Annotated in this window: 13 protein-coding genes; 9 read left to right on the forward strand and 4 right to left on the reverse strand. The window is 62.9% G+C overall.

The genetic code is table 11. The features are described 5' to 3' along the window. Positions 1-38 precede the first annotated feature (38 nt). The 3 genes from OGL93_RS00080 to OGL93_RS00090 all read right to left on the reverse strand — a co-directional run bounded on the left by OGL93_RS00080 (position 39) and on the right by OGL93_RS00090 (position 4,208). Complete coding sequence (locus tag OGL93_RS00080) at positions 39-1,679, reverse strand: phosphoethanolamine--lipid A transferase (RefSeq protein WP_263260203.1); 1,641 nt, start codon at positions 1,677-1,679, stop codon at positions 39-41. Between the two features lie 148 nt (positions 1,680-1,827). Then, entirely contained in the window at positions 1,828-2,916 is a 1,089-nt protein-coding gene (trmA, locus tag OGL93_RS00085; protein WP_263260205.1) for a tRNA (uridine(54)-C5)-methyltransferase TrmA, read from the reverse strand. Continuing rightward, a complete protein-coding gene (locus OGL93_RS00090) occupies positions 2,913-4,208 on the reverse strand; it encodes an NCS2 family permease (RefSeq protein WP_263260207.1) in 1,296 nt (431 codons plus the stop codon). The genes trmA and OGL93_RS00090 overlap by 4 nt, the downstream gene beginning before the upstream one ends. 277 nt (positions 4,209-4,485) lie before the next feature. On the opposite strand from OGL93_RS00090, the gene OGL93_RS00095 reads away from it, so the two are divergent. The 4 genes from OGL93_RS00095 (at position 4,486) to OGL93_RS00110 (ending at position 8,637) form a co-directional block, all read left to right on the forward strand. Beyond that, positions 4,486-4,818 (forward strand): hypothetical protein, encoded by a 333-nt coding sequence (locus tag OGL93_RS00095; protein WP_263260209.1) that lies wholly within the window; start codon positions 4,486-4,488, stop codon positions 4,816-4,818. A 110-nt stretch (positions 4,819-4,928) separates the two neighbouring features. Continuing rightward, complete coding sequence (locus OGL93_RS00100) at positions 4,929-5,447, forward strand: (2Fe-2S)-binding protein (protein ID WP_263260211.1); 519 nt, start codon at positions 4,929-4,931, stop codon at positions 5,445-5,447. Beyond that, a complete protein-coding gene (locus OGL93_RS00105; RefSeq protein ID WP_263260212.1) occupies positions 5,444-6,433 on the forward strand; it encodes a xanthine dehydrogenase family protein subunit M in 990 nt (329 codons plus the stop codon). The genes OGL93_RS00100 and OGL93_RS00105 overlap by 4 nt, the downstream gene beginning before the upstream one ends. Further along, positions 6,430-8,637: a xanthine dehydrogenase family protein molybdopterin-binding subunit gene (locus tag OGL93_RS00110; RefSeq protein WP_263260214.1), complete on the forward strand. Its 2,208-nt coding sequence runs from the start codon at positions 6,430-6,432 to the stop codon at positions 8,635-8,637. Before OGL93_RS00105 ends, OGL93_RS00110 begins: the two co-directional genes overlap by 4 nt. A gap of 103 nt (positions 8,638-8,740) precedes the next feature. Here OGL93_RS00110 and OGL93_RS00115 read toward each other — a convergent pair whose 3' ends face one another. After that, on the reverse strand, positions 8,741-9,970 hold the full coding sequence (locus OGL93_RS00115; RefSeq protein ID WP_263260215.1) for an MFS transporter: 1,230 nt from the start codon (positions 9,968-9,970) through the stop codon (positions 8,741-8,743). Positions 9,971-10,192: 222 nt separating this feature from the next. Between OGL93_RS00115 and OGL93_RS00120 the strand changes: the two genes are divergently transcribed. The 5 genes from OGL93_RS00120 to OGL93_RS00140 all read left to right on the forward strand — a co-directional run bounded on the left by OGL93_RS00120 (position 10,193) and on the right by OGL93_RS00140 (position 14,277). Beyond that, positions 10,193-11,623, forward strand: a complete 1,431-nt coding sequence (locus OGL93_RS00120) for a cytochrome ubiquinol oxidase subunit I (RefSeq protein WP_263260217.1) — start codon at positions 10,193-10,195, stop codon at positions 11,621-11,623. Between the two features lie 6 nt (positions 11,624-11,629). After that, positions 11,630-12,637, forward strand: coding sequence for a cytochrome d ubiquinol oxidase subunit II (gene cydB / locus OGL93_RS00125; RefSeq protein ID WP_263260219.1), 1,008 nt, complete (start codon positions 11,630-11,632; stop codon positions 12,635-12,637). Between the two features lie 10 nt (positions 12,638-12,647). Next, positions 12,648-12,794 carry a DUF2474 domain-containing protein gene (locus OGL93_RS00130; RefSeq protein WP_263260221.1) on the forward strand — a complete coding sequence of 49 codons (147 nt, stop codon included), beginning with the start codon at positions 12,648-12,650 and terminating at the stop codon, positions 12,792-12,794. Positions 12,795-12,967: 173 nt separating this feature from the next. Beyond that, positions 12,968-13,345, forward strand: coding sequence for a GtrA family protein (locus tag OGL93_RS00135; protein WP_263260222.1), 378 nt, complete (start codon positions 12,968-12,970; stop codon positions 13,343-13,345). Continuing rightward, entirely contained in the window at positions 13,345-14,277 is a 933-nt protein-coding gene (locus OGL93_RS00140; protein WP_263260223.1) for a glycosyltransferase family 2 protein, read from the forward strand. Before OGL93_RS00135 ends, OGL93_RS00140 begins: the two co-directional genes overlap by 1 nt. Positions 14,278-14,297: the final 20 nt, after the last annotated feature.

Below are 14,297 nucleotides of genomic sequence, written 5' to 3' on the forward strand. Positions count from 1 at the left end.
GTCGGAGCGCCGATGTAACCGGGCTTGAACGGGGCTTGTCAACCGGCCGTGGCGCCCTCGTGGCAGGGCCGGAACAGATCCAGCGCCGGCTTGTAGACCTGCGTCTGCACCCCGAACAACCCCAGCACCGAGTGGAATACGAAGTCGTGGCTCAGGTCGGCGTCGTCACGGCGGGCCGCCAGGCACTCCCGGGATACCCTGGCATCGGTCAGGGTGCCTTGGCCGAACCAGAGCACCATGGGCACATGCTTTTGCGCTTCCGGGGCGATGGCATAAGGCGCGGCATGCAGGTACAGGCCGTTTTCCCCTAGGGACTCGCCATGATCGGAGACGTACCACATTGCCGTGTCGAAGCGCCCCTGGTTGGCTTTCAGCAACCCGACAACCTGGGCGAGGAAGTGATCGGTATACAAAATGCTGTTGTCATAAACGTTGGCCAGCGCCTCGCTGCTGCAGCTGCCCAACTGGTTCGTATGGCACACCGGCGTGAAGCGCTCCAGCGCTGGCGGGTAGCGCTCGTAGTATTCCGGGCCATGGCTGCCGTCGGAATGAAGGAAGATCACCGCATCACCATCGAGTTTGTCGATATCGGCCTGCAGGCCTTCGAGCAGGGCCTCGTCGAGGCAATTGTGACCGTCGCAGAAAGGGCTGGGTTGGTTCTTCGGAATGTCCCGGTGCGGGCTGCGCAGGCAGGTGCCCTTGCAGTCGCTGTTGTTTTCGACCCACAACACCTTCACCCCGGCATGCTGCAGCACATCGAGCAGGCCCTCTGTGGTCTTGCCTTTCTTGTCCGAGTAATCCTTGCGCCCGAACATGGAGAACATGCACGGCACCGACACCGCAGTGGACGTGCCGCACGAGTGGACCTGGGTGTAGTCGAGAACGTCCAGGTGGCTCAACTCGGGGTTGGTGTTCCGGCCGTAACCGTTGAGGGCGAAGTGGTCTGCCCGGGCGGTTTCTCCCACCACGAAGATCATCAGCCGTTTGCGCCCGCCAGCCGCTGCCTGCACCGCATCGGTGCCGATGGCCTGGACGGCAGCGACCTGGCGCACGCCTAGGCGTTCTTTGCCCAGTTTGATCCCGGCATAGATGAAGTTGGTGGGGTTGATGAAGTGGGTCAGCTTGTCTTCCTGGCGCAGCAACGGGCCATAGGTCGAATAGAACGCGGCGACGGCGGCCAGCAGCAGTAGCGTTGCCAGCGCAGCCACGCCCAACTTGTGCAGCAACCCGCGCAGGGGCGGCGCATAACGTACCGGCCACAGCCAGATCAACGCAGCCGGCAGCAGGCCGAGCAGCACTACATAAGCGAACATCTTCGCGCTCAGCAGGGCGGCGACTTCGCCTGGGTTGGTTTCCACCACGTTCTGGAACATCACCGTGTCGATCGCCACGCCGTAGTCGTTCATGAAATACGCAGCGGCAGCAGCGCTGATCGCTACCAGGCTCAGCACGGGCTTGAGCAGGGGCCGAAACGACAAGCCAATGAACAGCAAGGTAAAGGCCGACCATAAAAAGACCGCGAATGAGCCCTCGAACAGCAACCGCTTGAGCCCATGCAGTTCCACCAGCGCGGCCAACGCCTGCCAGCAGGCTAGGTTGCAGGCAACGACCATGAAGGCTGAGAACAGCATCACCAAGCGAGACGAACTGATAGGGGGCAGGCGGTGGGTTGAGGCCATGATGACTCTACGAACAATGCCAGGGGGCGGCGGGCGGGATCGGCGCAGAGCGTAGAGGCGTGGATGTCAGGGCGGGGTGACAACTTCGTGAAGAAAGCGTTAACCGCCGGGGGCGGGTGCCCCGGCGATTGGCAGGTTAAGCCGCCGTTCAGCGACGGACCAGCAGGACCCCCGCTTCCATGTGATGGGTGTAGGGGAACTGGTCGAACAAGGCGCAGCGGGCGATGCGGTGGCTGCTGTGGAGTTGCTCCAGGTTGATCGTCAGCGTCTCCGGGTTGCAGGAGATATACAGGATGTTATCGAAGCGGCGAGCCAGCTCGCAGGTGTCGGGGTCCATCCCGGCGCGGGGCGGATCGACGAACACGGTACCGAAGCGGTAACCGGGCAGGTCGATACCCTGCAGCCGCCTGAACTCGCGTACACCATTCAACGCCTGGGTCAGCTCCTCGGCGGATAGCCGCACCAGCGCTACGTTATTCACGGCGTTGTCATCCAGGTTGTGGAGGGCAGCGGCGACGCTGGTTTTACTGATTTCCGTTGCCAGCACCTGGCGTACTCGCGTGGCCAGGGGCAGGGTGAAGTTACCGTTGCCGCAATAGAGTTCCAGCAGGTCATCGTCACGCTCGCCGAGGGCCTCGTATGCCCAGTTGAGCATGTGCTGGCACACCTGGCCGTTGGGCTGGGTGAACGCACCCTCCGGCTGCCGGTAACTGAACGCACGCCCGGCCACCGTCAGCGTTTCGCTGACGTAATCGCGCCCGATCACCAACCGCTGCCCCCGCGAACGGCCGATCAGGCTGACCCCAAGAGACGCTGCCAGGGCCTGGGCAGCGGTTTCCCAATGGCTGTCGAGCGGGCGGTGATAGCAAAGGGTGATCAAGGCATCACCTGCCAGTGTGGTCAGGAACTCCACCTGGAACAGCTTGTGGCTCAGGGCGTCGTCCGCCTGCCAGGCCGCCTTGAGCAACGGCATCAGCGTGTTGATCCGTTCGCTGGCCACCGGGAACTGCTCGATCAAGATAGGCGTGTACTTGTCACCAGGGCTGAACATCGCGTAGTGGCGCAGGCCTTCTTCGCGCCACAGGCGAAATTCCGCGCGCAGCCGGTAGTGCTCGCGCGGGGACTCGAATACCTGTGGCACGGGCGCCTCGAACGGCGCCAGCAGGGCTTGCAGGCGAGCCACCTTGGCTGCGAGCTGATCGGCGTAACCCGCCGGATCGAAGCTGATGGAGGTCATGCGTTGAACCAGCCCAGCTTGATCACGAACAGCACGGACAAGATGATCAGCGCCGGGTTGAGGTCACGCAGGCGGCCCGAAGCCAGCTTCATGGCGGTCCAGGCGATAAAGCCGAAGGCGATGCCGTTGGCGATCGAGTAGGTCAGCGGCATGGCCAGGGCGGTCACCACCACGGGCGCGGCTTCGGTGATGTCGTCCCAGTTGATTTCCGCCAGGCCCGAGGTCATCAGCACCGCCACGAACAGCAGTGCTGGCGCCGTGGCATAGGCTGGCACGCTACCGGCGAGCGGAGCGAAGAACAGCGCCAGGAGGAACAGAACGGCGACCACGATGGCGGTCAGGCCCGTACGGCCGCCAGCGCTCACGCCCGCAGCGGACTCGATATAACTGGTGGTGGTGGAGGTGCCCAGCAGCGAACCGGCCATGGCGGCGGTGCTGTCCGCGATCAGCGCGCGGCCCATCTTCGGCATATGGCCATCCTTGCCCATCAGCCCGGCGCGCTTGGCCACGCCGATCAGTGTGCCGGAGTTGTCGAACAGGTCCACGAACAGGAAGGCGAAGATCACGCTCACCAGGCCGATGTTCAGCGCGCCGGCGAGGTCCAGCTGAAGGAAGGTCGGCGCCAGCGACGGCGGCATTGATACCAGCCCGCCGAAGGGGCTGAAACCAAACCCGATCGACACCACGGTGACAGCCAGAATGCCGATGAGCACGGCGCCGCGCACTTTGCGCGCCTCCAGGGCGACGATCAGGATAAAGCCAAGCACCGCCAGGATGGCGCCCGGCTGCTTGAGGTCGCCAAGGCCCACCAGCGTGGCTGGGTTGTCCACCACGATGCCGGCGTTTTGCAGTGCGATCAGCGCCAGGAACAGGCCAATGCCCGCGGCAATTGCACTGCGCAGTGGCAGCGGGATGCTGTTGACGATCCACTCGCGGATTTTGAAGATCGACAGCAGGAAGAAGCACACCGCGGAAATGAACACCGCGCCTAGGGCAACCTGCCAGGTGTGGCCCATGTGCAGGACGACCGTGTAGGTGAAGAAAGCGTTCAAGCCCATGCCCGGCGCCAGGGCGATAGGGTAGTTGGCGATCAACCCCATTACCGCCGAGCCGATGGCCGCGGCAAGGCAGGTGGCGACGAAGACGGCGCCTTTGTCCATGCCAGTGCTGCCCAGAATGCTGGGGTTGACGAACAGGATGTAGGCCATGGCCAGGAAGGTAGTAACCCCCGCCAGTACCTCCGTGCGCACAGTGGTGTTGTGTGCCTTCAACTGAAACAGCCTTTCCAGCATGCCCGCTCCCCGGGGCGCCCAGTGGCGCCTGAATGATGACCTATCAGCAAAGCACAGCTTTGCAAACAGGCCCAAAAAAGCCGCGCATCATACCAGTGAGCGGTGCCTGGGTGAATGCGCCGCTTACCGTCCGGTGGCCCGTGCCTAGCCCCGTACCCAACCGTTGGTCGACTTGCTTGATACATTTCGTTGAGAGCGATGACCTAGAGCAAGATGGCAATGAACACGACAGGTTATTGGCTAACGCCCTGCCGTTATTTTTGATTAAGGTTTTTCGATGACAGCTGCCGCCCTTCCAACCACGGTCTTGGAAGTGTCCACGACTGTGCTTTATCCAGGCGCCGATGGGTCAATCAGCTATGGCCAGTTGCCCATCCCGCTGGCCGGTGTCGTTCCCTGCCAGCTACGCTTTGCCGATGGTGTGTGCGCCAGCGGCTCGTTGCTGGCCGTGGAGGAAAACGGCTGGCTTCTGCTCGTGCATGGCTATACCACCGCCCAAGGGCGCCCGGTCGCCTCGCGAGGCTGGGCACTGGAGCAGCCGGCAGATGAGCCTGGCCGGCGCTTTCGCATACGGTCCATGGTGCCAGCCGGCCCGGTTGCAGTGAGCTAGCGAGCGCTGGCGCCAACGCTGCCCGGCTGAACGAACCCGTGCCGGGGAAAGTCGTAAATCGGAGAGACGCAGGCGCCCAGACTTGCGCGAACGACCGTGAGGCTTCCCCCATGAGTGCTCTTTCCAACCGCACTGGCGTGGAGTGCTACGCCAGCCATTCGATACAGTTCACCCTCAACGGCCAGCAACAGGCGCTTGACGTATTGCCCTGGACGACCCTGCTCGACTTGCTGCGCGAACGGCTTGACCTGATCGGCAGCAAAAAGGGCTGCGACCATGGCCAATGCGGGGCTTGCACCGTGCTAGTCAACGGCAAGCGGGTGAACGCCTGCCTGACCCTGGCCGTCATGTGCGACGGGGCCACGCTGACCACGGTTGAGGGGCTGGCCAGCGGCGATGCCTTGCACCCCCTGCAAGCGGCCTTCATCAAACACGACGCCTTCCAGTGTGGGTACTGCACGCCGGGGCAACTCTGCTCGGCGGTAGGGCTGTTGGCGGAGGGGCAGATCGGTTCGGCGGATGACATTCGCGAGCGAATGAGCGGCAACCTCTGCCGCTGCGGGGCCTACGGCAACATTGTCGCGGCCATCGAAGAAGTCATTCAGGCGCCCGGGGAGGCCACCCCATGAACCCGTTCAATTACGCTCGCGCCAGCGACGTCAATGAAGCCTTGGCGCTATACCGGCCTGGTAGCCGGTTTATCGCCGGCGGCACCAACCTGCTGGACCTGATGAAAGAAAACCTCGTTCAGCCCGAGCGGCTGATCGACATCACCCGGCTGCCGTTGCATGAAATCACCCTGCAAGGCAACGACAGGGTGCGTATCGGTGCGTTGGTCAGCAATGCCGACCTTGCCCAGAACCCGTTGATCCAGGCGCGTTATCCCTTGCTCAGCCAAGCCATCCTCGCAGGCGCGTCCCCGCAGCTGCGCAACATGGCGACCACTGGCGGCAACCTGTTGCAGCGCACCCGCTGTTACTACTTCTACGACGCCGGCGTGCCCTGCAATAAACGCCAGCCCGGCAGTGGCTGCCCGGCGCGCACTGGGCTGAACCGCATTCATGCGATTTTCGGGGCCAGCGAGCAGTGTGTGGCCACGCACCCGAGCGACATGTGCGTGGCATTGGCCGCACTGGGGGCCAGCATAGAGGTGCAGGGGCAGGCGGGTTCGCGGGTGATCGACTTTGCCGACTTCCATCGCTTGCCCGAAGACCATCCAGAGCGGGACAACCAATTGGCCGATGATGAGCTGATCGTGGCCGTGGAGCTACCCGCGGAGGGCTTCGCCGCCCATAGCCATTACCTGAAAGTCAGGGACCGGGCGTCCTATGCGTTCGCACTGGTGTCCGTGGCGGCCGCCCTGCGGCTCGATGGGGATGTGATCCGTGAAGCGCGCTTGGCCCTTGGCGGCGTTGCCCACAAGCCATGGCGCAACCAGGCGGTAGAGGCGGCGCTGATTGGCCAGCCGGTGAGCCATGAAACCTTCACCGCTGCCGCCGAGGCGCTGGTCAAGGATGCGCAACCGCTGGCGGGCAATGCGTTCAAGGTCAAGCTGGCGCGGCGAGCCATCGTTCGCGCCCTCGATGAAGCCGCGTTGGGAGGGCCACGGGCATGAGCATGTTAGGTAAACCCATGGACCGTGTGGACGGTGTGTTGAAGGTTACCGGCCGTGCCCGTTATGCCGGCGAGTATCCCGAAGAGGGGCTGCTGTACGGCAGCGTGGTGTCCAGCACCATCGCCTCGGGCCGCGTGCTGCGCATCGACGCTAGCGCCGCCCTGGCCTTGCCGGGTGTGGTCGAGGTCATCGACCATGGCAACCGGCCGCCCATGGCCGGCGACGATGAGCAGTATTCGGATGAAGATGCCGCGGACGGCAAGCCCTTCCGCCCCCTTTACAATGATCGCGTGCTCTATAACGGCCAGCCCCTGGCATTGGTGGTCGCTGAAAACCTGGAGCTGGCACGGCATGCTGGCTCCCTGGTGCGCATCGAATATGTGGAGCATCCCTGGAGTTCGGACCTACGTGCCGAACTGGGCAACGCTGAACCAGCACCGGCCGAGTTGCCGGAGCCCCGGGGCGACTTCGATGCGGCCTACGCGGCGGCGGCTTATCAGGTCCACGCTACCTACGAGACCCCTGCCGAGCACCACAACCCCATGGAGCCGCACGCCAGCACGGTGTTCTACAAGGCCGACGGCAGCCTTGAGGTGCACGACAAAACCCAGGGCACGCAGAACTGCCAGACCTACCTGTGCCAGACGCTAGGGCTGGAGAAAGAAAAGGTGCGGGTGCTGGCCGCCTTTGTCGGCGGCGCTTTCGGGTCTGGCCTGCGCCCGCAGTACCAGCTGCCGCTGGCCGCCATGGCCGCGCTCAAGCTGCGCCGCTCGGTCCGGGTTACCTTGACCCGGCAGCAAATGTTCACCTTCGGCTACCGCCCACGGACCGTGCAGCACTTGCGCCTGGCCAGCGATGCTGGCGGCAAGCTGGTGGCAGTGGCGCATCACGCCATCGGGCAAACCTCGCGCTTCGAGAAATTCACTGAACATGTGGTGGAGTGGAGCGGCATGCTTTACCACTGCGACAACGTAAAGCTCAGCTATGACCTGGTTCCGGTGGACCTCTATACGCCGCTGGATATGCGCGCCCCCGGCGCGGCCCTAGGCCTGATCGGGCTTGAGTGCGCGATGGACGAGCTCGCCGAGCAGGTAAAAATGGACCCGGTCACCTTCCGCGAGCTGAATTTCTCCGACCATAACCAGAACGAAGGCAAGCCTTACTCAAGCAAGGCGTTGATCGCTTGCTACAGCGAAGGAAAGGCCCGCTTCAATTGGGCCCGGCGCAAGGCCGAACCACGTAGCCTGCGCAATGGCCGCAAGCTGGTTGGGCTGGGCATGGCGGGCGGGGTGTGGGAGGCCATGCAAATGCCGGCCAGCGCCAAGGCAAGCCTGGGCAAGGACGGCACGCTCACGGTTAGCACGGCGACCACGGACATTGGCACCGGCACCTATACCGCGCTGACCCAGATCGCTGCCCAGGCCGCAGGCATGCCGCCGGAGCGCATCACCATCAAGTTGGGTGATTCTTCATTGCCCAAAGCACCGCTGCAGGGTGGGTCGTTCACCATTTCTTCGGTGGGCACGGCCGTGCAGCAAGCCTGCGAAGCGTTGCACAAGCAACTGCTGACCGCTGCCGCCAGTATCGACCCGGACTTCGCCACCGTGACCCTGGAGCGCGTGCGCTTTACCGAAAGCGCGCTGGTGTGGGGTGACAAGCAGCTGTCGTTCACCGATCTGGTCCATGCCAGCGCGGTGGAGGCCATCGAGGTGCAGGTAGACGCCCAGCCAGACAAAAAACGCGAGCAGTTTTCGACCGCTACGCATTCGGCGGTGTTCGCCGAGGTGGAGGTCGACGAAGACCTTGGCACCGTGCACGTTACCCGGGTGGTCAGCACCGTCGCGGCCGGCAAGGTGGTCAACCCAAAGACCGCTCACAGCCAGATCCTCGGTGGCGTGGTGTGGGGCATCGGCATGGCCCTGCATGAAGAGACCCTGACCGACCACGCCTTCGGCCGGCACATGAACCATAACCTTGCGGAGTATCACATCCCTGTACAGGCCGATATCGGGCAGATTGACGTGGTGTTCGTGGACGAAGAAGACACCGTCGTCAATGCCCTGGGCTCAAAAGGGGTAGGGGAGATTGGTTTAGTGGGCGTGGCCGCGGCCGTGGCCAATGCGATCTACAACGCCACAGGCAAGCGAGTGCGGGATTTCCCCATCACCCTGGACAAACTCCTCGATGGCCCCGCTCACCTGTAGGCAGTTCAATGGGTGAGCCCAAGCCGGTGGTGCGGCCTGGCCCGTGGGAATGGGCGGAGGCCGCGAACAGGGCTGCGCCGGGCTTGCAGGCCGGCGCCAGTGCCTACAGTTCCGCCGGGGCCTGCATGTGGTCCCGGTTGGCCAGGCTGGGGAAGAGCTTCATCCATGCCCCGGTCACCAGCAGGGTACCGACGCCGCCAATCACCACCGCAGGGACGGTCCCGAACCAGTGAGCCGTCAACCCGGACTCGAACTCGCCCAGTTGATTGGACGCCCCGATAAACAGGCCATTGACCGCGCTGACCCGCCCGCGCATTTCGTCTGGGGTTTCCAGTTGCACGAAGGCACCGCGGATAACCATGCTGATCATGTCCGCCGCGCCCAGCACCGCCAGGGTTGCCAGCGAGAACCAGAACGAGGTGGAAAGGCCGAAGGCAATAGTAGCCACGCCGAAAATACCTACCCCGGCGAACATGGTGCGGCCTACCCGGCGCTCGATGGGAAAACGCGACAGCCAGAACGACATCAACAGCGCGCCCACGGCCGGCGCAGAGCGAAGCAGGCCCAGGCCCCAGGGGCCGGTGAGCAGGATGTCGCGGGCGAACACTGGCAGCAGCGCGGTAGCACCGCCGAGCAGCACCGCGAACAGGTCCAGGGAAATAGCGCCGAGGATATCGGAGCGGCTGCGGATAAACCGTATCCCGGCCAGCAACGAGTGCAGCGTCGCTCGCCCGGTGGGCAATGGCGCCTCGCGCTTGGGCAGGCTGAGCATCAGGCTCAGCGCTAGTAGATAAAGAACGACCGTAGGCCCATATACCCAGACGCTGCCGAACGCATAAAGGAAGCCACCCAATGCCGGGGCGACGATAGTCGCGGTTTGCATCGCCGACGCCGAGGCGGCCACCGCCCGCGGGAACAGCCCGGCCGGCACGATGTTGGGCAGCAGTGCCTGAGTGGTCGGCATTTCGAACGAACGGGCGGCGCCCAGGCAGAAGGCGAGCACGAAGATCATCTCGCGGCTGACGCTGTCCGTGCTGCTGCCCACCACCAGGGCCAGCGCGACGATGGCCTGGAGGGTCTGGCAGATGGCGGCGACCTTGCGCCGATCGTAACGGTCAGCCACATGCCCGGTGTGCAGCATGAACAACACCCGGGGCGCGAACTCAACCAAACCCACCAACCCGAGGTCCAGCACGCTGCCGGTAAGCTGATACAGATGCCAGCCAATGGCCACGGTGAGCATTTGAAAGCCACTGGCCGTACAGACCCGCGCCAGCCAGAAGGCGAGGAAGGGACGGTGGTGTCGCAACAGCCGAGGAGCTTCGGTAGCCATAAAAGGGCGTGAGCCTCTAGGAACAAAAGGGCCCCGAAGACTATCACTCATCTGTAACAAAAAGTGGCATCGCTTGCATGAAACCTGCCGCTTACCAGGGGTGGGGCAATCGGTCACGCGGCGTTGCACCGCAGCGTCTGGCCGTGGGAACGGGGCTACGCTAATGCAGGTCGTTGATGTGGATCAATGCTGAGTTCCTTGTAGCCTGCCAGAGGAAAACCTATGTTCGGTTCAGAGGCGCTAGACCTCGCCCGTATCCAGTTTGCTTTTACCGTGTCGTTTCACATCCTGTTTCCTGCCATCACCATTGGGCTTGCCAGCTATCTGGCAGTGCTCGAAGGCTTGTGGCTCAAAACGAATAACGGGGTCTATCGAGAGCTCTACCACTTCTGGTCGAAGATCTTCGCCGTCAATTTCGGCATGGGCGTGGTGTCCGGCCTGGTGATGGCCTACCAGTTCGGGACTAACTGGAGCCGCTTCTCGGACTTCGCCGGCGCCATCACGGGGCCGTTGCTCACCTACGAAGTACTCACCGCATTCTTCCTCGAAGCGGGCTTTCTGGGTGTGATGCTCTTTGGCTGGAACCGTGTAGGCCGTGGCTTGCATTTTTTCGCCACGGTCATGGTTGCCATCGGCACCTTGATTTCCACCTTCTGGATTCTCGCCTCCAACAGCTGGATGCAAACACCGCAGGGCTACCAGATCGTCGACGGCCGGGTGATCCCGGTGGACTGGCTTGCGGTGATCTTCAACCCCTCCTTCCCCTACCGGCTAGCGCACATGGCCACCGCCGCGTTCGTGGCCACTGCGTTCTTCGTTGGCGCATCCGCCGCCTGGCATTTGCTGCGCGGGCGCAACAACCCAGCGGTGCGCACAATGTTTTCGATGGCCATGTGGATGGCCTTGGTGGTTGCCCCGGTCCAGGCTCTGCTGGGCGACATGCACGGGCTCAACACGCTCGAACACCAGCCGGCGAAGATCGCCGCCATCGAGGGCCACTGGGAAAACACCAACGATGAGCCCACGCCGCTGATCCTCTTCGGCTGGCCCGACATGCAGGCAGAAAAAACCCGTTTCGCCGTAGAGGTGCCTTATCTAGGCAGCCTGATCCTCACCCACAGCCTGGACCGGCAAATCCCTGCGCTCAAAAGCTTCCCGCCCGAGGACCGGCCCAACTCCACCATCGTGTTCTGGTCGTTCCGCGTCATGGCCGGCCTGGGCATGTTGATGATTGCGGTGGGGCTGTGGAGCCTGTGGCTGCGCTGGCGCGGCGGGCTCTATGACTCACGGCTGTTCCACCGGGTGACGCTGTTGATGGGGCCTTCCGGGCTGATCGCACTGCTCGCCGGCTGGTTCACCACCGAGATCGGCCGGCAGCCTTGGGTGGTGTATGGGCTGATGCGCACCGCCAACGCCAGTTCCAACCATGACGTGGGCCAGATGAGCTTCACCCTGGCGCTGTTCGTACTGGTGTATTTCGCGGTGTTCGGCGTGGGCTTCGGCTACATGATGCGCCTGGTGCGCAAAGGCCCCGCCATCAGCGAGCCGCATAGCCATGGCGGCCCTGGGCAGAAGCGCACACCGGCGCGGCCGTTGTCCGCCGCCCACGACGAAACCCCCGAAGATCACCACGCCACGCCGAGCGAGAGGTAAGCACCCATGGGCATCGATCTATCTCTGATCTGGGCCGTTATCATTATTTTCGGCGTGATGATGTATGTGGTCATGGACGGCTTCGACCTTGGCATCGGCATCCTCTTTCCCTTCACGCCCCAGGAGCACGACCGCGACGTAATGATGAACACGGTCGCACCCGTGTGGGATGGCAACGAAACCTGGCTGGTATTGGGTGGGGCAGGGCTGTTCGCGGCCTTCCCGCTGGCGTACTCGGTAGTGTTGTCCGCGCTGTACCTGCCGTTGATTTTGATGCTGATCGGGCTGATTTTCCGCGGCGTCGCCTTCGAGTTCCGCTTCAAGGCCAGCGCGCCCAAGCGCCATGTATGGGATAAAGCCTTCATCGGCGGCTCGTTGCTGGCGACCTTCTTCCAAGGTGTGGCCCTGGGCGCCTTTATCGATGGCATCAAGGTGGCCGAGCGCGCCTATGCCGGCGGCCCTTTCGACTGGCTCACGCCGTTCTCATTGTTCTGTGGGCTGGGGCTGATCGCTGCCTATGCCATGCTCGGCTGCACCTGGCTGATCATGAAAACCGAAGGTGAGCTGCAAGCGCGCATGCACCACCTGGCCCGACCGTTGACCTTCGTGCTGCTGGCGTTTGTGGCGATCGTGAGCATATGGACGCCTCTGGCGCACAACGCCATCGCCGCCCGCTGGTTCACCCTGCCTAACCTCATCTGGTTCATGCCGGTGCCGGTGCTGGTGGTGATCGCTACCCTCGGCCTGCTTAAGGCAGTGGCGCGCAAGGCGCATTACATGCCGTTTCTGTTGACCTTGCTGTTGATTTTCCTAGGTTACAGTGGCCTTGGCATCAGCCTGTGGCCGAACATCATCCCTCCCGCGATCAGCATCTGGGACGCCGCCTCGCCACCGCAAAGCCAGGGGTTCGTACTGGTGGGCACACTGTTTATCCTGCCGTTCATCCTCGGCTACACCTTCTGGAGCTACTACGTGTTCCGCGGCAAGGTCACCACCGAAGATGGCTACCATTGAGGGCCTTTTAATGCGTGATTCCCCGTTGGTAAAGAAACCCCTGTGGCAGCGCTTAGGCTGGCTGCTGCTGATCTGGACCGCCAGTGTGGTCACCCTGGGCGTGGTCGCCGGGTTGCTCAGGCTGTTGATGGCAGCGGCGGGAATGCGTAGCCACTGATCGCCTCTCAACCCCATTGCCCGCGCCACAGCGGGCTTTTTTTTATGGTCGATGTGCCCCGGATACACAGCGTACCTAGCAGATTTGTCAGGTTATTACGCATTGTGATGCTTGATAGGCTCTGGTGATGTCTCCGCACACGGTGGGGAAGTGTCAGAGGGTCGATCACGCTGATGAACACTGCTGCCCTGCAACCGCTACTGCGCTACGCCTGCGTCGGCGTTATGAACACGCTCGTTCACACCTGCGTGTTTCTCTGGCTGGTCTATGAAGCAGGCCTGAGGCAAGCGCCGGCCAACCTTGCGGCCTTTGTACTGGCCGTGACCTTCAGCTATTGCGCCAATGCCCGGTGGACCTTCCGCGCGGCTGCGTCGCTGCGCCGGTACCTGCTGTTCAGCAGCTTCATGGCGCTCCTGGCTCTTGCGACCGGCGCTGTGGCGCAGGCGCTGGCCTGGGCTCCGCTGCTCACCTTATGCCTGTTCAGCGCCCTCAGCCTGATGCTGGGTTACGCCTATCCCCGTGGCGTTGTCTTCAAACCGGGGGGCCGCTGATGCTGATCTCGTTGGTTGTGCCGGTGTACAACGAGGAGGAAGCGATCCCGCTGTTTTACCGCGCCGTGCGGGCTATGGCAGCGGGGCAGAGGCACGGCTTCGAAATCATCTTCGTCAACGATGGCAGCACGGACGCGTCGGTCCAGGCGGTGGAGCGGCTGATCGCGCTCGACGAGCACATCACCCTGGTGAACTTGAGCCGTAACTTTGGCAAGGAGTCGGCCCTGTTGGCTGGCCTCGACCACAGCACTGGCGATGCAGTGATCCCCATCGATGTAGACCTGCAAGACCCGGTCGAACTGATCCCTACCCTTGTGGAGCGCTGGCAGCAAGGAGCAGACATCGTGCTGGCCAAACGGGTGGACCGGCACGCCGACGGCCTGCTCAAGCGCAAAACTGCAGGCTGGTTCTATCGCCTGCACAATGCGATCAGCCAAAACCCGATAGAAGAAAACGTGGGCGACTTTCGGCTGCTTTCGCGCAAAACGGTAGAGCGACTAAAGGCAATGCCCGAGCGAAACTTGTTCATGAAGGGTTTGATGCAATGGGTAGGCGGGCAGCGCGCGGTCGTTGAGTATGCTCGGCCGTCACGGGTTGCTGGCCAAACTAAGTTCAATGGGTGGAAGTTGTGGAACTTCGCCCTGGAAGGCATCACGTCTTTTTCAACGCTGCCACTGCGCGTATGGACTTACCTCGGCGCCGTGATTGCCGTTGTCGCGTTGTTTTACAGCCTGGGGTTAATGCTCTCCACACTGCTGTGGGATAAACCGGTTGCAGGGTACCCCTCTTTGGTGACCGCCGTGATGCTCATGGGCGGTGTGCAACTGATCAGCATCGGTGTGCTGGGAGAATATGTTGGCCGAATTTACAACGAAGCGAAGTCCCGGCCGCGATATTTAGTGGACTCCGTGGTGCGCCACGGCCATCAGTGAAAGGCAACGCAGCGCCGAGG

This window comes from Pseudomonas sp. RIT-PI-S (assembly GCF_025642975.1).
Lineage (GTDB): Bacteria > Pseudomonadota > Gammaproteobacteria > Pseudomonadales > Pseudomonadaceae > Aquipseudomonas.

Bases quoted from the DNA above. Each gene is read 5' to 3' on its own strand.
- OGL93_RS00135 (WP_263260222.1), top strand. From the start codon at position 12,968: ATGAACACTGCTGCCCTGCAACCGCTACTGCGCTACGCCTGCGTCGGC.
- OGL93_RS00105 (WP_263260212.1), top strand. From the start codon at position 5,444: ATGAACCCGTTCAATTACGCTCGCGCCAGCGACGTCAATGAAGCCTTG.
- OGL93_RS00100 (WP_263260211.1), top strand. From the start codon at position 4,929: ATGAGTGCTCTTTCCAACCGCACTGGCGTGGAGTGCTACGCCAGCCAT.
- OGL93_RS00140 (WP_263260223.1), top strand. From the start codon at position 13,345: ATGCTGATCTCGTTGGTTGTGCCGGTGTACAACGAGGAGGAAGCGATC.
- OGL93_RS00095 (WP_263260209.1), top strand. From the start codon at position 4,486: ATGACAGCTGCCGCCCTTCCAACCACGGTCTTGGAAGTGTCCACGACT.
- OGL93_RS00130 (WP_263260221.1), top strand. From the start codon at position 12,648: ATGCGTGATTCCCCGTTGGTAAAGAAACCCCTGTGGCAGCGCTTAGGC.
- cydB (WP_263260219.1), top strand. From the start codon at position 11,630: ATGGGCATCGATCTATCTCTGATCTGGGCCGTTATCATTATTTTCGGC.
- OGL93_RS00120 (WP_263260217.1), top strand. From the start codon at position 10,193: ATGTTCGGTTCAGAGGCGCTAGACCTCGCCCGTATCCAGTTTGCTTTT.
- OGL93_RS00080 (WP_263260203.1), bottom strand. From the start codon at position 1,679: ATGGCCTCAACCCACCGCCTGCCCCCTATCAGTTCGTCTCGCTTGGTG.
- OGL93_RS00090 (WP_263260207.1), bottom strand. From the start codon at position 4,208: ATGCTGGAAAGGCTGTTTCAGTTGAAGGCACACAACACCACTGTGCGC.
- OGL93_RS00115 (WP_263260215.1), bottom strand. From the start codon at position 9,970: ATGGCTACCGAAGCTCCTCGGCTGTTGCGACACCACCGTCCCTTCCTC.
- OGL93_RS00110 (WP_263260214.1), top strand. From the start codon at position 6,430: ATGAGCATGTTAGGTAAACCCATGGACCGTGTGGACGGTGTGTTGAAG.
- trmA (WP_263260205.1), bottom strand. From the start codon at position 2,916: ATGACCTCCATCAGCTTCGATCCGGCGGGTTACGCCGATCAGCTCGCA.